Here is a 23,824-nt window from a genome sequence, read left to right as displayed (position 1 = left end):
CGATATTGAAAATGATAATCGTTATCGAATAGAGATCGTCCCCATCGAACGGCGGCGGGTCTCCGCGGCGAAAGGTGACGACGATGAGCAACCCCGAAGGGGCGGTCCGGAAGAGCGGTGCACGTTGGTTCGGCATGGGGGCCCTGGCGGCCCTCGCGCTGGCCGTGGTGGCGCCGGGATGCAGCAGCGACGACTGCGTGGATGCGTTCGACTGCCGTGATGAGGGCGCGGCCCCCGCGGGCCAGGCCTGGACCTGCAACGCGGACAAGAAGTGCGAGCTGCGCACCCTGACGCCGGACGAAGAGCCGGAGACGGACGCGGGCACCACCACCGACGCCGGGACCACCACCGACGCGGGCACGACGACGGACGCAGGTACGACCACGGACGCGGGCACGGAGACCGACGCGGGTACGGAGACCGACGCCGGCACTCCCACGGACGGTGGCGCGGAGCTGTGCCGCAACGCCGTGGCCTGCACGGAGCAGAGCATCGACAAGCTTCGGCTCCGGACCACCGTCGCCACCGGCGGCGTGACCGAGGAAGGCACGACCCAGGGCGAGTACCTCACGTTCCTGGACGGCCGCGCGGGTGGCACCAGCGTTCCGGAGTCGTACACCTACGCGCGCTTCACGCCGACGGGGCTCCAGAAGGTCGACATCGATGATCAGGCCGCGCTGAGCTCGACGGCGTGGGACGTCGCGGTGCGCCGGTACGTCGTGCGCTTCAACAGCGGCGTGTCCGGGCCGTCGTGCGTGACAGTGGCACCGACGCCGGACGGCACGACGTTCGAAGCGGTGACGTCCGTGCCTACCGATGCTCAGTTCCAGGCGGAGAACTACTACACCCCCGACACCTGCACGTTCAGCGGGGACCCGTTCGGCCTCCAGAGCCCGGCGACCCAGACCCTCACGTTCTGGGACTATGCCCAGTGCCTGCAGATGACGAACAAGGTCTTCCTCATCCAGTTGGCGGACGGCCGTCACGCGAAGCTGCAGGTCAAGGCCTACTATGAGCCCACCGTGCAGTCGCAGTGCGACACGACGGGCTCGGTGAGCTCTTCCACCAGCGCCGGGTCGATCCGCCTGCGGTGGGCCTACCTGCCGTGATGACCCCCGGGGTTCCCACGCTGCTCCTGCTGCTGGCCGGCGCGGGAACCCCGCGTGGCCTCCCGCACGAGCGGGAGGCCGTACAGAAGCGGGTCGCCGAGTCCGGGCGGCCCACCTCGCCTGGCGCGCAGGCGCCGCGCTATGAGCCCGGGGACACGGTGGAGTCCGTCGTGTCTCCGGGCGGGCGCTTCCGCATCCACTTCACCCGCCAGGGCACCCACGCCGTGCCGCCAGCGGACGCGGATGGCAGCGGCGTGCCCGACTTCGTGGAGCTCGTCGGGCGCACCTACGAACGCGTGGCGACGTTCTACGTGGACCTGGGCTTCCGCCTGCCGCCCGACGACACGAATCCGGCCGGGGACGACGGCGGCGACGGCCGCTTCGACGTGTACCTGGTGGACTTCGCGGGGATTGGCGACGGCGCCTTCCGGCAGGAGACCTGCCTGGAGGGCGTCACGCGCTGCACCGGCTTCATGCTCCAGGAGAACGACTTCACGGGCTACAACTACCCGTCCGACGCAGAGGCCGTGGAGATCCTGGCCAGCCACGAGTTCTTCCACGCGGTGCAGGCCGCCTACCGGCCCGACCTGGGCGGCGTCGCCTCCGAGGGCACCGCCGTCTGGGCCACCGAGCGCTTCGAGCCCGCGCTCGACGACCTGGAGCACTTCACCCGCGGCTACATGCTGACTCCGGACAGCACGCTGGTGCTGGACCCCGCAGGGCCCGGCGTGACCTTCATCTACGGCGCGGGGCTCTTCTTCCAGTTCGTGGGCGAGCGCTACGGTGACGGCGCGCTCGTCGCGCTGCTGGAGGAGTCCGTGCGCCAGCCGGAGGCCCGCTGGCCGGTGCTGCTGGACACCTGTCTGCGCCGCGACTTCGCCTCCAGCTTCGACGCGGCCTTCGCCCAATTCGCCACCTGGAACCTGGGCACCGGCCCGCGCGCGACGCCGGGGTTCGGCTACGCGCGAGGGGAGGGGTATGCACCGGTGGCGAAGACGGCGGCGGAGTTCCCCACCACGCTCGACCGCGTGCGCGTCGCGGCGGCGGCCTCGCGGATCTTCGAGGTCCCCGGCGGCGCGTCCTTCGTGGGCGCCTCGTATGAGCCCGAGCCGGGCATCGATCCGGCCACGGTGCACCTGGTCGTCGCGGCCGTCACGGATGACGCCGTACTGCGGGTGGCGACCGTGGACGGGCCGGACGCCCTGCGCGCCCAGGTGGCCGCGGATGACGCCACGCGCGTGATGGTGGCGGTCGTGGACGGCCGGATGGAAGGCCTGGGCCGCTATGGCCGGCTGTGCATCGCGGTCACCGGCCAGGCCGCGTCCTGCGCGCCGCTCCATGCGACGGATGCGGGCACGGACGCCGGAACCGACGCCGGGACGCCCGATGCTGGCGCGGATGCGGGCACCCCCGATGCGGGGACCGTGGACGCGGGCAGGCCCGTGGATCCCATTGATGATCCGCGCACGCCCTCGGATGACGGTAGCTGCCAGGCCGCGGGTGGCCCCCTGTCCGGTGCGCTCGTCGCGCTGCTGCTCGGTGGGGGCCTGCGGGCCCGGCGGCGTTCACGGGCGCGTTAGCGCTCGAACTCGTCGCACCCCGTCTCCTGCTTGGACGGGAAGGCGGACTTCTTCTCCTGGCGCACGTAGTCGTGGCTCTGGGAGAAGAGGTCCGGGCTGTTCACGGTCACGGTGCCCTTGGCGGCGTCGGCCGTCTTCCACTGGAGCGCCTCCGGCTTGCCGTCTGCGGCCGTGAGCCCCAGCACCCAGGTCCCGGTGCCCTTGCCGGCCTCCACGGATGTCACCTTCATCGTCGTGGCCTCCTGCCCCAACTGCACCTCCACCTCACCCGTCGCGGGCTTGACGGTGAAGCTGCGCGTCGCGGCCGAGCAGGGCTTGAGCACCACGAAGCCCTTGCCCTGGCGCGTCAACTCCACCCACGTCCCCGCGAAGGGCTGGAGCTTGTCCGCGGCCACGGGAGCCTTCGCGGCCGTGGGCGCGCCTTCCGCCGCGCAGTCCAGGTCCTCGCGCTTGAGCAGCCCCGCCGTGGCCTTCTGGGGGCCCTGGAAGCGCGCGGCGAGGAAGTCCGGCTCCACCGGGTCGACGTAGGCCTCCACCGCGTCGCCAGACACCACGAACGCCTTGCGCGGCGTGTTGGCCGCGTCAGACGCGTGGAAGACCGCCTTGGACACCTTCACCTTGCAGATGCTCAGTGGCTTGGAGGTGCTCCGGGCGAACGTGTCCTTGCCTGAGTAGCCGGCGCCGCAACAGGACGGTGACGGACCCGACTCCAGGACGAATTGCTTGGGATTGACGCGCAGCGTCCAGGCGTCTTCCTCACCCGCCTGATGAAGTGACCAATTCGTGACTGTCTTCTTCTGGACGACCAAAGCGCAATCGCAGGTGCCCGCGCTGCTGCCCTGCGGGAACGAGCCCGAGAAGTGCACGAGCGTCTCGTTGCTGCCCTCGACGATGGCGAGCGTCCCGCCCTTGTTCGAATAGACCCCCGTGAGTCCCTCGGACCCCTGAGCCGAGGCGTCCGGGACCGCGCTCGTGACGCAAATGGCAAACAGCAATGCCAAACTTTTGAATTCCGGTTGGATCCTGGACATCGGACTGGTCCTCCTGGGCAGGTTCTTCAGCCTCAGCGGATCGATCCGCTGAAACTGAAGTTACTGGAATCACTGGTTTCACGCGATTGTGACTGGGAATGCGAAACTGATCGCATTGCCTTTCGATAATCCGGTCAATCCAAGCACGTCCGCGGCGCCTTTGGTCGCGGCCAGACATAGAGGGGTCTTCTCCGTGACCGTCTCCAACGTTCGCATCCAGTCGGGTGACACGCTTTCCGGCCTCGCGAAGCGCTACAACACCACCGTTGACGCGCTGGCCAAGGCGAACAACATCAAGGATCCGAACAAGATCCTGGCTGGCCAGACGCTGAAGGTGCAGGACGGCTTCGACACGAAGGGCACCAACAAGTCGAGCGCGGGGACGAAGACGTCGGGCGACAGCTTCACGCAGTCCACGGACGGCGCGAAGGCGACGACGCCCGCGACGAACACGTCATCCAGCAGCGCGACCAACGGGGAGCTGGGCGGGCTGAGCCGCAAGTATGAGGCTCGCGGCCCCGGCACCGTGTCCACGGGCAAGGGTGACAAGGGCGGCGTGTCCTACGGCTCCTACCAGTTCGCCTCCGCGAACGGGTCCGCGCAGTCGTTCGTCAACTCGCTGAAGAAGACGAACCCGGAGTTCCACAAGGCGCTGTCGGGCAGCAAGCCGGGCACCGCGGAGTTCTCCGCCGCGTGGAAGCAGCTGGCCGCGAAGGACCCGAAGGGCTTCGACAAGGCGCAGCACGACTACATCAAGACCACGCACTACGACGCGGGCGCCGCCAACATCAAGAAGGCGACGGGCATCGACCTGGACAAGCGCTCCGCGGCGCTGCGGGACGTGGCCTGGTCCACCTCCGTGCAGCACGGCCCGGGCAAGGCGGACGACATCTTCAAGAAGGCGCTCAACGGGCGCGACCCCGCGAAGGTGAGCGACGAGCAGCTCATCAAGGACATCTACGCCGAGCGCGGCCGCACCAACGCCAGCGGCACCCTGGTGCACTTCTCCGGCAGCTCCAAGGATGTGCAGAAGGGCGTGGCCAACCGCTTCAAGTCGGAGGCGAAGGACGCCCTCGCGATGCTGAAGCAGGAGAAGTCGGGCACCACGACGAAGCCGGCCAACACCAACACGGGCGTGGTTCCCCCGTCCGTGAACAACGGTTCGAAGCCGGGCACCACGGAAGGCAAGCCCACGACGCAGGGCACGAACACCTCCAAGCCCACCACGGAGGCGGCCCCCGCGAACACGGAGCAGGTGGCCCCGTCCAAGGACAAGCCGGCGGTGCACGTGAAGGTGCCGTACTACAGCCAGTTCGAGAACGGCCACGGCTACACCGCGAGCGACACGGCGTGCTTCAAGGCCGCGACGGCGATGGCGCGTGACTCCGGCGCGACCGTGCTGGGCCCCGACCGCCGCATCCAGGTGGGCAAGAGCGAGAACGGCGTCGGCGCGCTCAACGTGGACTCGAAGAAGGCCGCCGAGGGCCGCAGCTACATCGACAAGCAGCTGGAGGCCGGCAAGCCGGTGGTCGTCGGCGTGAGCCACAAGGACGCGAGCTACAACGCGGACGGCCTCACGGACCACTTCGTGACCATCACGGGCCGCGGCGTCGACGACAAGGGCCGCACCTACTACACGTTCCACGACCCGGGCACGAAGAACGCCAGCACGGGCAAGGACACGAACCCGAACAACCGCTTCTACGTGGATGACAAGACCGGGAACATGTACCGCCCCGGCAAGGCCGCGAACGGCTACGTGACCGAGCGCCACTACGACGTGGCCATGGTGCGCATCAACAAGTAGTCCCGGCGGCGAAAGCCCCTGGAAGTGATTCGGCCCGGCGACCTCGTGAAGAGGTCGACCGGGCCGTTTGCGCGTCATCCGTCTGTGATTCGAAGCACCGGGCCCTACGCCTGCGCCGCCTCGCGCCGCGCGGGCACCTCGCCGCGCAGCTCCGCGACCTCGGCGCGCAGGAGCCAGTCGGTGGGGAAGTCCGTGGACGCGCGGGCGATCTGCTCCAGCCGCTCGGCGGCCAGCTGCCCCGTCTCGCGGATGCGGCGCACCTCCGTGTAGAGGGCGGCCAGCGACGGGGGCAGGGCCTGCGCCTTGCGCTCGCGCGCCTGGGCCTCGCCGTCGCCCGCGGTGAAGGCGTCCATCTCCCCGAACCACTCGTCCCACGTGCCCGGGTCGGCGGGGCCGCCCGCCACGGACGGCAGCCGCTCCGTCAGGTACAGGCGCGCCATGGACGGCAGCGTCAGCTCCTGGCCGGCCAGCGTGCCGCGCAGGGCAATCACTTCTCCGCCGCCCACCGCGAAGCCCTCCAGCACCAGCCCGCTGTCGAGCGTGAGCGTGAAGCTCCCGCGCTCCGGCAGGGTGCCCTGGCCAAAGGCGACCAGCGCCGCGCCGCTGAACGGCATGTCCACGGCGTGCCCGTTCATGGACGTGAGGATGGGGCCCTCCAGCCGGGCCAGCGCGGTGGACAGGCCCGGGGCCACGTCCTTCGCGGCGGGCAGCAGCTCCACCACCTTGCCCGTCACCTCGCGGCCGTCCGCGAGCACCAGGTGGTTGACCGTGCGCGCGCGCAGCGCCTCGTTGAGGCCCAGGTCTCCGCCGCGCTTCCACGCGAGCGTGGACTCGAACTCGGCCAGGACCTCGAAGAGGTGCTCGAAGTCGCGCGCCACGAAGAGCTGCGGCTGCATGCGGGTGATGTCGTAGTCCGTGTCCGCGCACGCCACGCCCAGGGACAGCTTGTGCACGGCGGACGTCAGGCAGTGCCGGGCCTCGCCAATGCTGGACAGCAGGCCCGCGCCGTAGATGCGCGGGTGCTTCAGGTCGCCAATCAGCCCGTACTCCGCGGTCCACCAGTACAGGCGGCTCGCGCGGGTGCTCTCGCTGATGTAGCGGTGGCTGGCGTTGGCGGCCTCCAGGCGGGCCTGGGCGTGGGAAATCTCCTCCTCCGTCGCGGTGGGGTCCTCCTTCACCACGGAGAGGTTGCGGATGGCCTCGAAGACGGCCTGGTCCTCCACGCTGGCGATGGCCTTGAAGCCCACCAGCCCCACGGCCTTGAGGTACTGCGCGTAACGCGCGTTCGCGATGATGGGGGCGTGGCCCGCGCTCTCATGGACGATGTCCGGCGCGGGCGTGTACTGGATGTGCTCGTGCGTGCGGATGTCCGCCGCGATGGCCAGCACGCCCTGCGCCTGCAGCTCCGTGAAGACGGCCGGCGGGATGAAGCCGCGCACCGCCACGCAGGACCAGCCCAGCTTGGACAGCTTCTCGTTCATCTCGTCCAGGCTGGGGATGGCCTCCGCGCCAATGCCCGTGGCTTCCAGGCCCTCCAGGTAGACGGGGTGCGCCTTGTCGCTCAGGTGCTCGCGCAGCTGCCCCAGGATGTGCCGCCACACCGCCTGATCCCTGGGCGTGTACGCCGCGTAGTCCTGGCCCACCACGTAGCGGCGCAGGTGGGCGGGAAGGCGGGCAATGGTCCGTTCCGTGGGTGTCATCGCGAGCGGCTCCTTCAGGAGATGCAGGACTCCTGAAGAATACCCACCCCACTGCAAGACGGAAATCCGGCAGAATTCGACGTCTTCGTCGGATTATCGCCGTTTGTTCAGGCGGCGACGCAGCCCGTCAAGGATGGATTGGACGGCGGGGCTGAGGCCTCCGGAGGGCCAGACGGCTACCACCTCCACGACCTGGGGCTCCTGTTCGCGCAGGGGCCAGACGTGGAGGTCGGTGGGGAACGGCTGGGTGGGGCGTACGTCCGGGGCGATGGTGCAGGCCTTGTAGGCGCGCAGCAGCTCGTAGAGGTGGAGGAAGCTCTCCACGCGGCCGACCTCGGTGACGGACACGCCGTGCGCGGCGAAGCGCGCGCTGTTGGCGCCGCCGTAGGGGTCGTCTCGAAGCCAGTCCACGAAGCGCTGGCCCTGGAGGTCCTTCACGTCCAGCGAGCGGCGGGAGGGGTGCTCCCGGGCGAGCGCGGAGTCGGGACCCGCGATGACGACGAAGGACATGCGCAGCAGGGACTCGGTGTCCACGCCCTCGTGTGGGGGCAGGGGGGTGAAGTCGAGCGCCAGGTCCTGCTGCCGCGTCTGCACCTGCCGCATGAGTTCGTGCGAGCCGCCGAAGCCCACCACCAGCTTGAGGTCGGCGGCGGCGGCATCCTGCGCGATGCCGCCCAGCAGCGACATGGACAGCGTGGGGTTGAGGCCCAGGCGCAGGGTGGGCTCCACTCGGGCCAGGTCCATCAGCCGCTTCACGTCCAGCTGGTGCAGCGGCGTCTGGGTGCCCGCGTAGAGGCGCTCTCCACGCGCGGACAGTTGCAGGCGCCGGCCCGGCCCCCGCTCCAGCAGGGCGGCGCCATCCGCGAGCGCTTCCTCCAGCGCGCGGATGTGCTCGCTCACGACGGAGCGGGCGACGCCCAGGTGCTCCGCGGCGGCGTCGATGCTGCCGGCCTCCACGGCGGCGGTGAAGGACTCGAGCCAGACCAGGTGTCGCTGGAGCTTGCGCGGGGGCATGGGGCCGAGCCGCGCTAGAGGAAGAAGTCGGGCAGCAGCTCCGCGCCGGGGACGGACTGGTACTTGTCCAGGTTGGTGATGCCGGCGGCGCGCAGCACTTCATCGTCGATGCAGAAGTTGCCGGTGAAGGAGCGGCTGGGCTTGGTGAGGATGGTGTACGCGGCGTCCGCCATGATCTCCGGCGTGCGGCTGCCTTTGATGGTGTCGTCGCCGCCCAGCAGGTTCTGCACGGCGGCGGTGGCGATGACGGTGCGGGGCCACAGCGTGTTGACGGCGATGCCGTCGTCCTTGAGCTCCTCCGCCATGCCCAGCGCGCACAGGCTCATGCCGTACTTCGCGATGGTGTAGGCCACGTGGGGGCCGAACCAGCGCGGCTCCATGTTGAGCGGCGGCGAGTTGTTGAGGATGTGCGGGTTGGAGGACTTCTTGAGGTACGGGATGCACGCCTGCGAGCACGCGAAGGTGCCGCGCGTGTTGATGCCGTGCATCAGGTCGAAGCGCTTGAGCGGCGTCTCCAGCGTGCCGGTGAGGCTGATGGCGCTGGCGTTGTTCACCAGGATGTCGATGCCGCCGAAGGTCTCCACGGCCTTGGCGACGGCGGCTTGGATCTGCGCCTCGTCGCGGATGTCCACCACGCAGGGGAGCGCCTTGCCGCCGGCCTCTTCAATCTCCTTCGCCGCCGTGTAGATGGTGCCGGGCAGCTTGGGGTGCGGGTCCGTGGTTTTCGCGGCGATGACGATGTTGGCGCCGTCGCGGGCCGCGCGCAGCGCGATGGCCTTGCCGATGCCGCGGCTGGCGCCGGTGATGAAGAGGGTCTTGCCTTGGAGGTTGGACATGGGCCGCATCCTCGCTCAATCGCGCGGCGCCGCAATGCCCGGAGCGGCCGGACCTGTGTGGGTCCGACCGCTCCTCAACTGAGTTTCAGGTGGACTTCAGGGGCTCGCGGGCGTGTAGACGAGGACGGCGCTGACGGTTGCTCCGTCGTCCCGGTCATAGCCGCTGATGAAGAGCACCTTGCCGCTGGGAAGCACGGTGGTGGCCATCAGGTAGCGGTTGGACGCCATGCTGGTGGAGAACGCGGAGGTACCGGTTGAAAGGTCGAAGACCTCCGTCGTCAGGCCCACCGTGGAGTTCCCGCCCGCGAGCAGCAGCTTCCCGGAGTTCAGCCGGACCAGGGATGAGCTGGCGCGCTCGTAGGTGAAGTTGCCCAGCGTGGCCTGGACGTTGAGCACCGGGTCGTACGTCGCGACCAGCGTCCCATCCACCAGGACGACCTTGCCAGACGGCTGGAGGAAGGCGTCGGTGAAGGTCCGCGTCGTCAGGCCGGTGGCGGTGCTCCAGGTGTTGTTGGACGGATCGTAGATCTCCGACGGCAGGTTGCCGCCCACGGTGAGCACCTTGCCCGACGGCAGCAGGACCGCGCGGTGGTTGGACCGGGCATAGGTCGGGCTCGCCACCGGCACCCAGCTGTTCGTGGCGGGGTCGTAGAGCTCGATGGAGCGGTTGCTGACGGTGTCGCCCGTGGTGACGCCGCCGATGACCAGGACCTTGCCGTTGGGCAGTAGCGTCGAGGTATGGGCGCCGCGCGCGAAGCCCATCTGCGGGCCAGCCGTCCAGGTGTTGGTCGCGGGATCATAGAACTCCACGGCGCGCAGCGCGGTGCTGGCCGGGTACGCCACGAAGCCGCCCGTGACCATGACCTTGCCAGAGGGCAGCAGTGTCACCGCGGGGTTGTAGTGCGCGGTGCCCAGCGTTCCAGCGGAAGACCAGGTCCCCGTCGCGGGATCGTAGAGCTCCGCGGTGCCCAGGGCGGTGGAGGAAATCGTCCCGCCGAAGACGAGGATCTTCCCGGAGGCCAGGGGGATGAGGCTCGCACCGAAGCGGCGCTGCGTCATGCTGGCCGTGAGGTCCCACCGCGCGACCGTGGTGGGCGGCGTGCACGCGGGGGCGTTCTGCACCGCCACGGTGAAGGCCTGGGACGCGGAGAAGCCCTGGGCGTTGGTGACGGTGGCGGTGACGGTCGCGTTCCCGCCGGTGGGCGCGCAGGTGGGGGCCTTCCAGGAGGTCTCGCTGGAGGTGAACCCGGACGAGGGCGCCGCGAGCGTGCCGGTGCTCGAGGCCCAGTTGAAGGTGAGGGCGCCACCGTTGCCGTCCTCGGCGAGGACGCGGAACGTCACGGTGCTGTCGCCCACCACGGACGCGCTGCTCTGGTGCGCGAGGACGATGCGCGGGGGAACGTTGGTGGTCGCGCCGTCGCCCACGCAGATGCGCAGCGTGCCCTGCGTCTGGCCGCCCTTCGGATCCTTCACGGTGACGGTGAGCGCGCAGTTGCCGCACGAGTCGCCAGCGGGCACGGCGGTCGGGGTGAAGGAGGCGACGTTGGAGGTGTCATCGGTCCAGGTGCCCGCGCAGGACGCGGCCCACTGGTAGGTCAGCGCGTCGCCGTCCGGATCCGTCACGTCCGCGGTGACGGTGGTGCTCTGGCCCACGGGCACGGGGGACCGGGACGCGGTGACGCGGGTGACGGCGGGGGAGATGTTGAACGTGACGGACACCTCCGCGGTGCCGGCCGTGGTGCCGCCGTCCTTGGAGATGACGGTGATGTCGATGCGGATGGTCGCCGTGGCGCCGCGCGAGTCGATGACCGTCAACGTCAGCCCATAGACGCCCGGGGTCACGGGCGCCGTCCAGGTCGTGGACGTGAGCGTGGGCGAACCGAAGGTGCCATCCGCCGCCGTCCAGGCGTACGTGATGGAGTCGGACGCATCCGGATCATGCGCCGTGGCCTGGAGGGAGATGGAGCCCCCGGGGAGGATGCTGCTCGCGGATGCCACGAGCGAGTCGATGCACGGGGCCGAGTTGTCGAACGGGCCCGGGCCATTCAGCGCCTGGAGGGTGATGGCCACGATGGAGGTCGTGCCCGCGGTGATGGTGACGTCCGAGGCCGCGCCCCGGTAGCGCAGGGCGCCGTCCGCGGCGAAGGCCTCCGCGGTGAAGGTGCGCTGGGTGCCGGCGGGCACTTGGTACATGGTGCCGCTCCAGCCATCCGTGCCCTTCGTGAGCACGGTGGTGGCGGAAGGCACGCCGGACGCCGTCAGCGTGACGGTCACGCGGGTGATCTCATCGCCCGCGAGCGCCTGGGGCACCGCGCTGACGAACCGGACGTTGCCGGTCTCCCGCTCCGGCTCGCCCCCCGTGTCGCAGGCCATGACAGAAATGACAGCGCTGATTAGTGCGTAAAACAAAACCCGAGGCGGTGTGGCTTGTCGGCGCATCGCACGTTCCTGGCGAAGTGAGAGGAAAGGGCGATCTATCAGTTTGGACGCATGAAGACAGACATGTTGTGGGGTTCTGCGGTGTCTGTCTAAACCCGATCGGGGTCTATGAGTACCCCGTGGCGGGGTGGGGCTCTGCGCGTCGTGTCTGCGGCGCTATGGATTGGAGACGTCCCAGGATGGCTTTGGACGCGAGCTGAAACGCAGCATCCTGAGGCATGATCCGTGTCCGCCGTCGTGGGACCACGATGGTCTTGACTGTACGGACGGAACAAAGTCGTAACCATCCGTGTGCCCACGCCTGGGAATGGCTGGTGGCTGGATGTCCTGGTGCTTGCATGAACGAATGGCTCGTAGGGAATTCAGCGCCTCTTCCTGGCATGTGTCGGTCAGGTCTTCACGATCGAGGAGATCGAGAGCGACGGCGTCCTTGTTCTCAACGTTTCCCGCATTGGCGTGCCCCTGTTCGGAGGGACTCGACACATCATCATGGTGGACCCGGCCGACGTCGGAGTCGTGTAGTCACCGGCCGCATCCAGGCTGCGAAGACCGCTGGCGGACGTTGGTCTACGCTGCGCCCCCATGCGACTGCTCCCACTCCTCGTCCTGGTGGTGTTGACCGTCCGCTGTGCCCACGCGCCGGAGGCCGCACCGGCTGCTTCCGCGCCGCCCGCCGTCTCGTGGCCGGAGGCACTGCCTCCCGCGCTACGGTTGCCGGACACCGTGCGGCCCGTGCACTACGCGCTGGACCTGAAGCTCGTGCCCAAGGAGGACACGTACCCGGGGAGCGTCACCATCGACGTGGAGGTCCGCGAGCCCGTGCGCCAGGTGTGGCTGCATGCGCAGGACGTGGAAGTGACGCGGGCGCGTGTCACCGTGGCGGGCCGCACGTTCGCCGCGAAGCCTGTCACCGCGCCCGAAGGACGTCTGGGATTGCTGCTGCCGGAGGAACTGCCGGTGGGCAAGGCCCAGCTCCTGCTCGACTTCACGGGCAAGGTGGACCGTGAGCGCAGCCAGGGCATCTACGGGGTGGAGGAGGGCGGTGAGCCCTACCTCTACACGTTCTTCGAGCCCATCGACGCGCGCCGTGCCTTCCCGTGCTTCGACGAGCCGACCTTCAAGGTGCCGTGGCGCCTGCGCTTCACCGTGAAGGCCGGACACGTGGCGCTGGCCAACCATCCCGTCGTGTCGCGCGAACCGCTGGCGGACGGCCTGGAGCGCGTCACCTTCGCGGAAAGCAAGCCGATGCCCAGCTACCTCGTGGCCTTCATGGTGGGGCCGTTCGACGTGGTGGAGGCAGGCACCGTGGGACGCACGAACGTGCCGCTGCGCTTCATCGTCCCCAAGGGCCGGGGTGCGGAGACTCGCTTCGCCGCGAGCATCACGCCTCGCATCGTGAAGGGACTGGAGGACTTCTTCGACCAGCCGTATCCGTACGAGAAGCTCGATGTGGCGGTCGTGCCCCGGTACTGGGGCACCATGGAGCACCCGGGCATCGTCGCGCTCGGACAGCCGCTCACGCTCATTCCGCCCGGCGAGGAGACGCTGGCTCGCCGCAAGTCGTACGCGGTCATCGCCAACCATGAGCTGGGCCACTACTGGTTCGGGGACGTCGTCACCTGCTCCTGGTGGAACGACATCTGGCTGAACGAATCCTTCACCGCGTGGTTGGACCGGCAGACCGTGGACCGGCTGGAGCCGTCCTGGGACTACCAGCAGGAGCGCGCCATGTCCGCGACCCGCTCCGCCCTGGCGTCGGATGAGCTGGCGTCGGCGCTGCCCGTGCGCAAGCCGGTGGAGAGCAATGACGACATCGTGGGCTCGTTCGACAACGGGACGACGTATGACAAGGGCTCGTCCGTCATCGCCATGTACGAGGCCTGGATGGGACCGGAGCGCTTCCGCGACTTCCTCCGGGGCTATGTCCGCAAGCACGCGTGGAAGGTCGCGACGATGGAGGACTTCCTCGCGGACCTGTCCCAGGCGGCGGGGCCGGAGGTGGCGCAATCCTTCGGCGGGTTCATCGAGCGGAGCGGGGCGCCTCGGATCACCGCGCAGCTGTCGTGCCCGGCGGGCGGTGCTCCGTCCGTGAAGCTGTCGCAGGAGCGGTACCTGCCCGTGGGCTCCAAGGCGGACTCGCGGCAGGAATGGCAGGTGCCCGTGTGTCTTCGCGTGGGCACGGGCACGCAGTCGTCGCGGGTGTGCTCGATGGTGCAGGGGCCCTCGACGGAGGTCGCGCTGCCCTCGAAGCAGTGCCCGGCGTGGGTGCTGCTCAACGCGGGCGGCACGGGTTACTACCGCGGCGGTTACACCCGCGAGCAGTTGACGAAGCTGCTCGCGACTCCGGCCGCCGCCTTCACTCCCGCGGAGCAGATGGCGCTCTGGGCGGATGTGGATGCGGCGGTGAGCCGGGGCGACCTGCCGCTGGGGGAGGCGCTGAAGGCGGTGCCTGCCTCCGCGAAGTCGACGAACCGGCTCGTGGTGCAGAGCGGCGCCTCGCTGCTGGAGCTCGTGCGTCTGGAGCAGCTCACGCCCGAGGAGCGCCAGCGCTTCCGCGCGTGGGTGGCCTCGCTCTACTCGGCGCGCGCGCGGGCCATGGGCTGGGTGCCGAAGCCGGGCGAGGACGACTCCGTGAAGGATTCACGCTCCCTGTTCCTCCGGCTGGCCGGGGGTCTGGGCGATGACCCTCGGCTGGTGAAGGAGGCGCTGCCCCTGGTGCGCGCATGGCTGGCGGACCGCAAGTCGGTGGACCCGGAGGCGTTCAGTGCCGCGCTGCCCCGAGCGGCGACGCACGGCGATGCGGCGCTGTTCGACGCGCTGCTGGAAGCGGCGAAGAAGGAACAGGACCGCACCGAGCGTTCCCGGCTGCTGATGTCGCTGGGCTACTTCCGGAGCCCGGAGCTGTTGTGGAGGGCGTTGGGGCTCGTGGTGTCTCCGGACTTCGACGTGCGCGACTCGCAGATCATCCTCCGGATGGCGTTGATGTCGCCGGAGTCGCAGTCGCTGGCGTGGAACTTCTACCAGACGCACTTCGATGCGCTGGCCCAGCGGCTGCGTTCGGATGAGCTGGGCCGGCTGATTGGCCAGACGGGGAGCCTCTGCGATGACATCCACCTGGCGCAGGTGGAGACGTTCCTCACGCCCCGCGTGGACAAGATTGAAGGCGGACCGCGCGCGCTCACCCGGGCCCTGGAGTCCATCCGGCTGTGCATCGAGTCCCAGAAGCTCCAGTCCCCGAGCGTCAAGGCGTTCCTCCGCGCCCGGTGAGCCCCACGGCGTGAAGCCTCACGGACCGTAGGGACACATCTTCAGCATCTGCGCGATGGGCGGGCGGCAGAGCTCCAGGAGCTGGGTCTCGTCCAGGAACGAGGACGTCCGCGCCTTGAAGAAGCATGCCGCGGGATCATCCGAGGGCTGGGCGTACTGGCAGAGCTGGAGCGCCTGCGGGTCGGCGAGGAAGCCCTTCTCCTTCACCCGGAGGAAGCACTGTGCCGGGGTGTCGGAACGGGCACCCTGGCAGAGCTGCGCCGCGATGCTCTCACTCACCGAGCTGCCCTGGCGCGCCGCTTCGAAGCAGGAGTATTGCGACGCACCCTCGGGTGGGCCTTCCATCTGCCCCACCGCCGGAAGCCCGAGCAGCGCGGCAGCCAGCCCCCAGGCACCTCTCCAATGGCCTCGCTTCATCGTCCACCCCCCAAAGAAGGTGGGGGAGTCATGGCCCGCATGGGAGGGACGGGCGGGAAGACAGCCGCCGTGCGCCGGCCACGTCAGTCGTGCACGGTGCGACTGTCGGCGGGCACGGCCGCCCGGTCCTTCAAGCCGTAATCCCTCACGACGTGCGCCACTCGCAGGCGGTAGTCGCTGAACACGCCACCCCGGCCTTCGCGTTGGGCCTCACGGTGGGCCTCCTGGCGCCGCCACTCCGCCACCGCCGCCTCGTCGCGCCAGTAGGACAGGGACAGCAGCTTCCCCGGGGTGCTGAGGCTCTGGAACCGCTCGATGGAGATGAAGCCGTCGATGTCCGCCAGCAGGGGCCGCAGCTCCGCCGCGAGGTCCAGGTATCGCTGCCGATGCGACTCGTGTGTCCAGACCTCGAAGATGACAGCAATCATTCCAGTCCTCCCAGGACGCGGGCATTGGTGGAAGCACGCCAGGTGACGGGGCCCGACAACGGTGACAGGTCCAGGCCGCTCGCGAGCACACGCACCGCCGCCGCCTTGGCCATCGTCGTCGCGAGCAGGGGCCCGGGGCAGGCATGCGAGCCCAGGCCGAAGGTGAAGCTCTGGCGCCGCGCGCGCTTTGGCAGGAAGGCGTCGGGCTGGGGATTCTCGAGTGGATCCCGATTCGCGGCGGCGAGCACGACGACCACGGTCGCACCGGCCTCCAGCGCCTGACCCGCGATGGTCGCGGCGGCGTGGGTGAAGCGTCGCGTGTTCTGGACCGGGGAATCGTGTCGAGCCGCTTCCTGGACCACGTCGTCCATCGTGCACGCGCCATGTGAGAGTTGCTCGCGCAACTCGGGCACGTGAGCGAAGGCCCGCAGCGTCGAGCCCAGGAGCCCGGCCGTCGCTTCATATGCCTGGGTAAGCAGACCCACGGCGTTCGGGATGCGCAGGTCCTCCGAGCCATGGCCTTCCAGAAGCCGCGTCGTGAACGCGGTCCTCGCCGTGGACTGGAAGCAGGCCGCCACGCGTTCGTTCAGCCTCGCCGCACCCTCACTGCCCGCGGGAGGACCGGCGGCCGAGCGGACATAGGCATCCACGTCCTGCACGCTCGCCTCCAGCGTGTCTTCCGGGAAGCCCAGCAGCGACCCCAGCACGAACACGGGAAGCTGGAGGGCGGCGTCCGGCAGCCGAGACAGTGAGGGCGTCGCGAACAGCCGGGCCGCCTGGCGGCGGCTCTCCGCTTCGACCTCACACAGCGCCTCCGGCAATGCGCGCGAAAGCGTCTGCTTCACGGCGGGGTAGGGGCCACCTTCGTTCATCCGCACCAGCCGGCCAAAGAGGGACCCGGCGGCGGTGCCCACCAGATGCGGAGGCACCGGTTCCGACAGTGGCCGGACCCGGCAGTGCTCGCTCGTGAGCACCGCGCGGACGGTGGCCGCATCCGCCGCGATCCATGGCCCGAAGCCGGGGACGCGGTGCAGTCCGCCCCGGGCGCGAAGCTCCGCGTAGTAGGGGTATGGGTCCGGGTGGGTGACGGCCTGATACGGGTCGGTGGGCGGTGTCATCGGTCCTCGTGGCCGGACACTCTGCTGCCGTTGCCGTGTCCGTGTGCTAGGAAATGGTTCGCCATGGACCGAACGATGAATGCAGGGCCGGACCTCACGACGCTGGCCACGGCCGTGGGTGACGCCACGCGGATCCGGATGCTGGAGCTGCTCATGGAGGGACGGGCGCTCGTCGCGAAGGAGCTCGCGTTCGGTACGGGCGTCAGCCCCGCGACGGCGACCGCGCACCTTCAGCGGCTGGAGCAGGCCCGGCTGGTCCGCGTCACCCGGCAGGGGCGCAACAAGGTGTTCCGGATCGCCACGCCCACCGTGGCGCGGATGGTGGAAGCGCTGATGACCGTGGCGGTCCGTGGACCCCGTGCGTCAGTGACTCCGGAACCCCTGCGTGCCGCGCGCTATTGCTACGACCATCTGGCGGGCAGATTGGGCATGGGCATCACCGACGCGCTCCTACGGGCCGGGCATCTCTCCCTTCGTAAACGGGCATTCGCGCTCACCCCGAGCGGCGAGGCGTGGTTCCAGGACTTCGGCATCGACCTGGCGCCCGTGCGCGAGCAGCGGCGCCACTTCGCCCACCGCTGCCTGGACTGGAGCGAGCGGCGCGATCACCTTGCAGGGGCGTTGGGCGCAGCGCTCGCCGCCCAGGTGTTCTCATTGGGATGGGTGGAACGTCAGCCCGATTCTCGCGGCCTCATTGTCACGCCTGGAGGCCAGCGGGGGATCAAGCGTCACTTCGGCGCGCTGTAGGCCGCGGCGTTCGCGTCCGCGCGCTCCCGGGTGCGCTGGATGGCGACGGAGACCGCTTCGCCCACGACGCGAGGGAGGCCGTGGGAGTCCATCGCCATCAGGCCCGCCTCGGTGATGCCTCCCGGGGTCGCTATTTCCGTGATGAGGCGAGGGGTGGTGGCGCCGGGTTCGGCCAACAGCTTCGCCGCGCCAATGAGCGTTTCCTTCGCGAGTGCCGCCGCTTCCGCCGCGTCCATTCCGTGCGCCATCGCGGCCTGGGCCAGGGTCTCCACGAAGCGGAAGACATACGCGGGGCCCGTGCCGCACACGCCCGTGCAGACGGTGAGCGCTTCCTCGGTCATCCACATGGGCCGTCCCGTCGCCGCGAAGACGGACTCGGTGGCCTGTCTCGCGGTCTCCGTCGCTCGGGTCCCGGCCGTCAGGGGCGTCACGCCTGCTCCCACGCGCACGGGCGTATGGGGCAGGGCGCGGATGACGGAGACGCTGGAGGGCAAAGCCGCTTCCAACTGCGCGAGCCGCACGTCCGCGGAAAGCGACACCACGGTCTGCCCATGTTCCAAGGCAGGCGAGATGACCGCCATCAGGTCCCGCAGCTGCGCCTGTCGCACCGCCAGCACGACTACGCCCGCGCCCCGCACCGCCTGCGCGTTGTCCATGAGGACGTGCACGCCGTGCCGGGAGCGCAATTCCTCTCCGCGCTCGGGCCGGCGCACCGTGACGCGAAGGTCCGAAGGACGTACGTGGCCGGACCGCAACAGTCCCAGGATGAGGGCTTCGGCGATCTTGCCGCCCCCCAAAAGGACGACGGGGGCGGGAATGGAGGGGGACGCCATGGCTGAAGCCTAACCTCAGGTAGGCCGCCAGGAGTTCGCCAACAGGGTCCGTGACCCTGTGGTCTCCGCGACGGCGCGCGCCTTGGCGGGGTGCGGCAATGGGGACCGACGGGATGCAGGCGCGGGCGGTGGGGCGGGCCCACGAAGAGAGGCGCCCGCCCGGGGCCGGTTACCTCCAAACTTGTCCGACAGTCGGACAGGCTTCCCCTGCATGAGGCCCGGGGCCACGCCAGCCCCGCCATTGAGCGACGTCGGGCGTGCCGACGCCAAGGTGATGTCACGGACAGCGGCGCCCGCACGGGGCCGGTTCCCTCCAAACCTGTCCGACAGTCGGACAGGTTTTCGCCGCATGGGGCCCGGGGCCGTGCTGGCCCGACGGGTGACGTCGAGTCCATGTCAGACCCCTGTGGTTGGATGGCGATGCTGGGACGAAGAGGGGATGGGGATGGTGCGAGTGGGGAGCGTGGTGGATGTGGGGGCGCAGTTCGAGCGCGGGCTTTCGCTTGGGAGACTGACGGCCCGTGCGCGATTCGGAACGGAAGCGAAGCTGGCGCGTCTCTATTCCGTATTCCGGGACACAGCGCGCGACGCGCTTCGGTGGATCGCGGCGCGGGGCCTGGTGGTGCAGGGCCCCAGGCGCACGCCGCGCGCGGTGACCGTGGGTGAACCGTTGACGCTGGAGAAGATGCTTCCTCCCGAGCCTGGCTTCCGCGCCCGGTTCGTCAACGCGCTCCTTGCCACCCACTCAAAGCTTCACACCCACCGTGGTGCGCAGCTGCGTGTCCAGGGCGGGCACTGTCGCGGGCGGCGCGCTGTCGTAGGTGAGGTTGAAGCCGATGCCCACTGTGACGCGGGGATTGGGTGTCACCGCGAAGATCGTCTCGTTGAGCACGCGCAGGTCGGAGGGACGGGTGACTCGCGGCTGGATGTAGACCGTCTCCACGAGGTTGATGTTCTCCATCAGCTTTATCCGTCCCAGCAGGTAGCTGGAGACTCGCGGATCCGTGTAGCGGTCTCCCGCGTCCGGCTCTCCGTCCTTGCGCAGCCGCTCGTGCTCCAGCATCAGCGCCACCCCGAAGGTGAGCCCCAGGCGGTCCTCGTTGAGCAGGATGAAGCGCGGTCCCGCGCCCAGCAGGATCCGGAGCTGGAGCCGGCGGAACTCGTTGTATTCGTGCTGCGCGAAGATCTCGCCCGACACCGTGTCCGTGAGCTTGCGCCGGTAGCGCACGTGCTCCAGCACCTGGCTGACGATGCGCTCGCCGCTGGCGAACGAATACTCACCCCGGATGACGCCCAGCCAGACGTCACGCTCGGAGCGCAGCTGGCCCACCAGGGAGCCCCGAATGGAGAACAGCTCCGTGCTGCCCGTGCGCCAGTCGCCACCCAGCTCGATGGCCGCGGCCGGTCCCGGCTCCGCCTTCTCGTCGAAGAGCGCCTGCACGTTGACGATCTGTGCCGCCGCGCCGCTCGCGTGGAGCAGCACCACCAGCACCACCCACCCACCCGACTTCAGGAGATTCATGCATCCTTGCTGTGCCTGCTCTGGCGCTCTCGTTCAACCCTGTTGTGGGGGCTCCGGTGCGTCGGTCCAGCGCTTGACGCCAACGGTCCAGGAGGAGCATGCCTGCGCTGTTTCCCAGACCCTTCCCCTGTCCGGAGTCCGTCCATGCAGGTCCACATCATCGATGCCTTCACCCGCACCGCCGGTGCGGGAAATCGCGCGGGCGTGGTGCTCGACGCCTCGGCGCTGGATGTCCCCACGATGCAGCGGACCGCCGCGGCCGTCAGCGCGTCGGAGACCGCGTTCCTGCTGTCCCGGCCCGGTGACGCCACCGTGCGCCTGCGCTACTTCACGCCCGTGGACGAGATTCCCTTCTGCGGCCACGCCACGGTGGCCACCTTCCACCTGCTCGCGGAGAAGGAACTCCTGCGAAGCCCGGGGACGTACACGCTGGAGTGCCCCGGCGGCACGCTCGGCATCGAGCTGGAGCCCCAGGGCACGCGTGGGACTCGGGTGTGGATCGCCACGCCCCCGCCTCCCGCGCAGCCCAACCCCGTGGCCCTGGACGCGCTGATGGCCACGTTGGGCGGGACCGCGTCGCAGGTGGACCCGTCGCTGCCGGTGATCCGCCAGGGTCACCGGTTGGTGGTGCCCCTCCGGCGGCTCGCGGACCTGGAGGCCCTGACGCCGCGAGGCGCGGCGATGAACGCGCTGCTGATGCCGCACGGCTTGCGCGGCGTCTACCTCTTCACCCGCGAAGCGAAGGAGGAGGGGAGCGTGGCCCAGGCGCGCTACTTCGTCCCGGGCTTCGGCATCCTGGAGGACCCCGTGACGGGCTCCGCCGCGGGACCGCTCGCGGCTTACCTCGCCGAGCATGGGAGCCTTCGCCTGCCGGAGCACGGCGGCACGGTGTCGGGTCGCATCGAACAGGGCGACACGCTCGGCAAGCCGGGCCGCATCGACATCCAGGTCACCGGCCAGCCAGGCCACATCGAACGCGCCCGCGTCGGTGGAGTGGCCCTGACCGTGATGGACGCCACGCTGCTCGCATAGCGAGGCTCACTCGCGTGACGGACCGCGGGGCCGGGCCCCTTGTTGGCCTCGCCGCGCACCTCCAGGTTCGAGGTTGGGATGATTCCATCCCCGCTTGAGTGACCGGTGCGGTCCGGCGGCCAGGCGCCAGCCGGCTCCACCGGGGGAGGACGTCATGGCAACCGACAACAGGAACCCAGGCGCGCAGGGGGGACCCTCCTCCTCGCCCGTCATGAAGAACGCCCAGACCGAGGTGCCGAGCGCCACCTCGCCGGGACAGGACCCGAGGACGGGCGCTGGCATCAGCCGCCGCGAATCCCAGGCACCGGCCATCGGCAGGGAAGCCGCGCCCGCGAGTCCGTTCGGGCTGCTGCGCCGGATGATGGAGGACATGGACCAACTCGTCTCCGGCTTCGGAGGCCGGGGCCTCACCGCTCGGAGCGGCCTGCTGGAGGAGGGCCTCTGGTCACCGCAGGTGGACGTGCTGGAGCGCAACGGGAACCTCATCGTGAAGGCCGACCTGCCAGGAATGCGGCGGGAGGACATCCACGTCGAGGTGCTGAAGGACCTGCTCATCATCGAAGGCGAACGCTCCTTCGAACTGGAGGAGGAAGAGGAGGCCGAGGGCATCTGGAGCCTGGAGCGCAGCACCGGTCTGTTCCGCCGCGTCATCCCGCTCCCGGAAGGCATCGACACGGAGTCGATCCATGCGAACTTCGAGAACGGCGTCCTGGAGGTCTCCCTGCGGCTTCCGGAGGAGCTGCCCCAGGGCAAGCGCATCGAGGTGAAGGGAGGATCGCGCGAGCAGGCCCGGCGGATGACGCGCGGCAAGCCCATCCACTGAGGGAGGGGTGCGCGGATCAATGCGTGTGCCGGCGGCCCTCGTCTTCCACGACGGCCGCCGCCACCTTCTCCGCCGAGTCACGCAGCTCCGCTTCGGGCGGCGAGTGCCAGGACTCGAAGGCGAACAGCTTCCGCATCAGCTTCCCGGCCTGATAGCCGGGGCGCAGTTCGATGGCGTCGAACATCCAGGACAGCGCTTCGTCCGCGAAGGTGTACCAGGACTCCTCGCAGCCCGTGGCGTCCATGGTGAGGTTCATCGTGGTGACGAGTCCATCCGCCAGCGCCAGCGTCCGGATGTCATTGTCGCCGGGGCCGGACGGCAGGTCCCGCTTCAGCGCCTGGAAGTGGGCATCCAGCTTGAACAGCCATTCGCGCGACTGCTCCAGCGCGTTGATGATGAGCTGGATGTTGTATTCCACGCTCATGTTAGGGGCGGGCTTCTGTCTGAAGAAACGGTGGCACCAGCAGTAGCCGCCGAAGCTCTCATTGCCCAGATACAGACCCGTCTCCGTGTACCAGGGCCCCAGGTTCTGGTTGAGCATCCGCTGGATGTGCTTCGCCATCGTGTCGTGCTGCTCGTCCGTGAGCTTGCGCGTCCCCGGGGGCACGCGCGGCGCCAGGTATTCGCGCAGCAACCGGATGAGCTTCTCCGGGTCATACCCGTCCAGGCTGTCGCGGATGAGCAGCCAATGTCCCAGGGCCGACCGGGTCATACGGCCACCTCCGCGACCCGCGCCGCGGCGTCCCGGAGGACCTCCGGGGGCGGCGCCAGCCAGGACGTGAAGACGAAGGCCGTGTCCAACTGCTCCTGCGTGGCGTCCGACAAGGGCAGTCCCATCGCCTCGATGCACCACGACATGGCGTCCTGCGCGACCTGGTACCAGGTCTCCTCGCAGGACGTCGTCTCCGCCGTCAGGTCCACGGTCCGCACCAGCCCTTCCGCGAGCGCCTTCGCCCGGAGAGCCCTGTCGTCGGCCGCCAACTCGAGCTGACTGCGCGCGGCCTGATACACGCCGTCCAGCGCGTACAGAAACGAACGGATCCGCTCCAGCGCCTCCAGCATGAGCTGGATGTTCGCATCCACGTCCATCGTCCGATGCGGCGGGTTCTGGTTGAAGAACGAGTGACACCAGCAATAGCCCCCCAGCACTTCATTGCCCAGGGGCAGGCCACTCTCCGTGTACCAGGGCCCCAGTTCGGCCTGGAGCAGGTCCTTCACGACGTTCTTCGCCTGCTTGAGCTGGCCTTGCGCAATGACTCCGGACCGCAAGGGGGCCAAGGCCTCCCGCAGCCGGGCCGCCAGCGCTTGCGGTGCATAGGCCTCCAGGCTGTCGCGGATGCCGCGCCACGTGAAAGCCGAAGCGTCACTGCTCATTCAGGCACCTCGTTGGGGCACGGGGCGTCCGGCCCCGCGATGGTCCGGGCCAGCAGCCTCGCCAGCCGTGTGTAGTTCACCGCGTCCCCCGGACGCTTGGGCCACAGCACCACGGGCGCCAACGGTGGCGTGGGCAGCTGGCCCCGGCGCAGCATGTATTCCAGCCACAGCCGCGCCGCGCGGGCGTTGCCGTCCGGGAAGGGGTGGAAGAAACACAGGTCCAGGTACAACCGCGTGGCATGTACCACCGGGTGACGCTCTTCCCGCGCGTCCGCTTCCACCTTGTCGCGGAAGGTCGCCTCCAGGCCGGGCGCTTGCGCATAGCGGTGCGCGCCTCCCCGCGCGAACGCGTCTCCGGTGCGGAAGCCCGTGGGCGCCCCCAGGAGCTCCGACTGGATCTCCACCATCCGGGCGAAGGTCAGCGGCTCGCCCATGTCCGCGAACCGCCGCACCCGGTCCAGGGCCCGTTCGAAGCGCCCCGTCCGCGCAGGCCCCTGGGCTTCATGGGCTGGTGCGTCATGACGGTGCAGGAACTCCTCCTGGGCCCCTGTCTCCCGGAAGGGCTGACGCGCCGCCGCCGCCAGGTCCGCTCGGAGCGCGGGCAGCGCCCAGTCCAGGGCGAGTGTGGCCTCCCGGTGGGGCGCGAGCTGCTCGGTGGAGGACGGGGCATTCACTCGGGATCCGGGACGAAATGGGGGGCGGAGAGCCCAGCATGGCCGGGGCCGGGTGACAAACACCCCGGGCGAT

The 23,824-nt window shown here is 69.5% G+C and carries 20 protein-coding genes; 7 read left to right on the top strand and 13 right to left on the bottom strand.

Annotated features, from left to right (window positions below):
• The first annotated feature begins 83 nt into the window (after positions 1-83).
• Positions 84-1,109 carry an HmuY family protein gene (locus D7X99_RS44655; RefSeq protein WP_147476153.1) on the top strand — a complete coding sequence of 342 codons (1,026 nt, stop codon included), beginning with the start codon at positions 84-86 and terminating at the stop codon, positions 1,107-1,109.
• Complete coding sequence (locus D7X99_RS14475) at positions 1,109-2,689, top strand: MXAN_6640 family putative metalloprotease (RefSeq protein ID WP_121778322.1); 1,581 nt, start codon at positions 1,109-1,111, stop codon at positions 2,687-2,689. Before D7X99_RS44655 ends, D7X99_RS14475 begins: the two co-directional genes overlap by 1 nt.
• On the opposite strand, the gene D7X99_RS14470 is transcribed toward D7X99_RS14475, so the two are convergent.
• Positions 2,686-3,690: a hypothetical protein gene (locus D7X99_RS14470; RefSeq protein ID WP_233613374.1), complete on the bottom strand. Its 1,005-nt coding sequence runs from the start codon at positions 3,688-3,690 to the stop codon at positions 2,686-2,688. The two genes, D7X99_RS14475 and D7X99_RS14470, sit on opposite strands and share 4 nt — an antisense overlap.
• A 223-nt stretch (positions 3,691-3,913) precedes the next feature.
• Between D7X99_RS14470 and D7X99_RS14465 the strand changes: the two genes are divergently transcribed.
• Positions 3,914-5,527, top strand: a complete 1,614-nt coding sequence (locus tag D7X99_RS14465; protein WP_121778320.1) for a LysM peptidoglycan-binding domain-containing protein — start codon at positions 3,914-3,916, stop codon at positions 5,525-5,527.
• 104 nt (positions 5,528-5,631) lie between these two features.
• On the opposite strand, the gene D7X99_RS14460 is transcribed toward D7X99_RS14465, so the two are convergent.
• The 4 genes from D7X99_RS14460 to D7X99_RS14445 all read right to left on the bottom strand — a co-directional run bounded on the left by D7X99_RS14460 (position 5,632) and on the right by D7X99_RS14445 (position 11,450).
• Entirely contained in the window at positions 5,632-7,227 is a 1,596-nt protein-coding gene (locus D7X99_RS14460; RefSeq protein WP_121778319.1) for an aromatic amino acid hydroxylase, read from the bottom strand.
• A 93-nt stretch (positions 7,228-7,320) separates the two neighbouring features.
• Positions 7,321-8,241, bottom strand: a complete 921-nt coding sequence (locus D7X99_RS14455) for a LysR family transcriptional regulator (RefSeq protein WP_121778318.1) — start codon at positions 8,239-8,241, stop codon at positions 7,321-7,323.
• A gap of 14 nt (positions 8,242-8,255) precedes the next feature.
• A complete protein-coding gene (locus tag D7X99_RS14450; RefSeq protein ID WP_121778353.1) occupies positions 8,256-9,077 on the bottom strand; it encodes an NAD(P)-dependent oxidoreductase in 822 nt (273 codons plus the stop codon).
• 96 nt (positions 9,078-9,173) lie between these two features.
• Complete coding sequence (locus D7X99_RS14445; RefSeq protein ID WP_121778317.1) at positions 9,174-11,450, bottom strand: kelch repeat-containing protein; 2,277 nt, start codon at positions 11,448-11,450, stop codon at positions 9,174-9,176.
• 648 nt (positions 11,451-12,098) lie between these two features.
• On the opposite strand from D7X99_RS14445, the gene D7X99_RS14440 reads away from it, so the two are divergent.
• A complete protein-coding gene (locus D7X99_RS14440; RefSeq protein WP_121778316.1) occupies positions 12,099-14,783 on the top strand; it encodes a M1 family metallopeptidase in 2,685 nt (894 codons plus the stop codon).
• Positions 14,784-14,801: 18 nt separating this feature from the next.
• On the opposite strand, the gene D7X99_RS14435 is transcribed toward D7X99_RS14440, so the two are convergent.
• From D7X99_RS14435 to D7X99_RS14425, 3 genes are all read right to left on the bottom strand, one after another.
• Entirely contained in the window at positions 14,802-15,200 is a 399-nt protein-coding gene (locus D7X99_RS14435; protein ID WP_121778315.1) for a hypothetical protein, read from the bottom strand.
• A gap of 83 nt (positions 15,201-15,283) precedes the next feature.
• Positions 15,284-15,628, bottom strand: a complete 345-nt coding sequence (locus D7X99_RS14430; RefSeq protein ID WP_120580272.1) for an antibiotic biosynthesis monooxygenase — start codon at positions 15,626-15,628, stop codon at positions 15,284-15,286.
• Positions 15,625-16,746, bottom strand: coding sequence for a cytochrome P450 (locus tag D7X99_RS14425; protein WP_121778314.1), 1,122 nt, complete (start codon positions 16,744-16,746; stop codon positions 15,625-15,627). Before D7X99_RS14425 ends, D7X99_RS14430 begins: the two co-directional genes overlap by 4 nt.
• Before the next feature lie 63 nt (positions 16,747-16,809).
• Here D7X99_RS14425 and D7X99_RS14420 point away from each other — a divergent pair, with 63 nt between their 5' ends.
• Positions 16,810-17,493: a helix-turn-helix transcriptional regulator gene (locus D7X99_RS14420; RefSeq protein ID WP_121778313.1), complete on the top strand. Its 684-nt coding sequence runs from the start codon at positions 16,810-16,812 to the stop codon at positions 17,491-17,493.
• On the opposite strand, the gene proC is transcribed toward D7X99_RS14420, so the two are convergent.
• Together proC and D7X99_RS14410 are read right to left on the bottom strand one after the other, a co-directional pair.
• Positions 17,475-18,326, bottom strand: a complete 852-nt coding sequence (proC, locus tag D7X99_RS14415; RefSeq protein ID WP_121778312.1) for a pyrroline-5-carboxylate reductase — start codon at positions 18,324-18,326, stop codon at positions 17,475-17,477. The two genes, D7X99_RS14420 and proC, sit on opposite strands and share 19 nt — an antisense overlap.
• A gap of 745 nt (positions 18,327-19,071) precedes the next feature.
• The gene (locus tag D7X99_RS14410) at positions 19,072-19,848 is read right to left on the bottom strand and encodes a YdiY family protein (RefSeq protein WP_120580276.1); all 777 of its coding nucleotides are present in this window, start codon (positions 19,846-19,848) and stop codon (positions 19,072-19,074) included.
• 144 nt (positions 19,849-19,992) lie between these two features.
• On the opposite strand from D7X99_RS14410, the gene D7X99_RS14405 reads away from it, so the two are divergent.
• Together D7X99_RS14405 and D7X99_RS14400 are read left to right on the top strand one after the other, a co-directional pair.
• Positions 19,993-20,880: a PhzF family phenazine biosynthesis protein gene (locus D7X99_RS14405; protein WP_121778311.1), complete on the top strand. Its 888-nt coding sequence runs from the start codon at positions 19,993-19,995 to the stop codon at positions 20,878-20,880.
• 154 nt (positions 20,881-21,034) lie between these two features.
• Positions 21,035-21,703 carry an Hsp20/alpha crystallin family protein gene (locus D7X99_RS14400; RefSeq protein WP_121778310.1) on the top strand — a complete coding sequence of 223 codons (669 nt, stop codon included), beginning with the start codon at positions 21,035-21,037 and terminating at the stop codon, positions 21,701-21,703.
• 16 nt (positions 21,704-21,719) lie between these two features.
• On the opposite strand, the gene D7X99_RS14395 is transcribed toward D7X99_RS14400, so the two are convergent.
• Genes D7X99_RS14395 through D7X99_RS14385 form a run of 3 tightly spaced genes read right to left on the bottom strand, consistent with a single transcriptional unit; the run spans position 21,720 to position 23,751 of the window.
• Entirely contained in the window at positions 21,720-22,415 is a 696-nt protein-coding gene (locus tag D7X99_RS14395) for a hypothetical protein (RefSeq protein ID WP_121778309.1), read from the bottom strand.
• Positions 22,412-23,077, bottom strand: coding sequence for a hypothetical protein (locus tag D7X99_RS14390; protein ID WP_121778308.1), 666 nt, complete (start codon positions 23,075-23,077; stop codon positions 22,412-22,414). The genes D7X99_RS14395 and D7X99_RS14390 overlap by 4 nt, the downstream gene beginning before the upstream one ends.
• Positions 23,074-23,751 carry a Fic family protein gene (locus D7X99_RS14385; RefSeq protein WP_121778307.1) on the bottom strand — a complete coding sequence of 226 codons (678 nt, stop codon included), beginning with the start codon at positions 23,749-23,751 and terminating at the stop codon, positions 23,074-23,076. Before D7X99_RS14385 ends, D7X99_RS14390 begins: the two co-directional genes overlap by 4 nt.
• Between the last annotated feature and the right edge of the window lie 73 nt (positions 23,752-23,824).

The organism is Corallococcus sp. AB032C, assembly GCF_003668935.1.
Lineage (GTDB): Bacteria > Myxococcota > Myxococcia > Myxococcales > Myxococcaceae > Corallococcus > Corallococcus exiguus.
The sequence above is the reverse complement of the archived record's forward strand: the minus strand, read 5'-3'. Positions and strand labels throughout refer to the sequence as shown.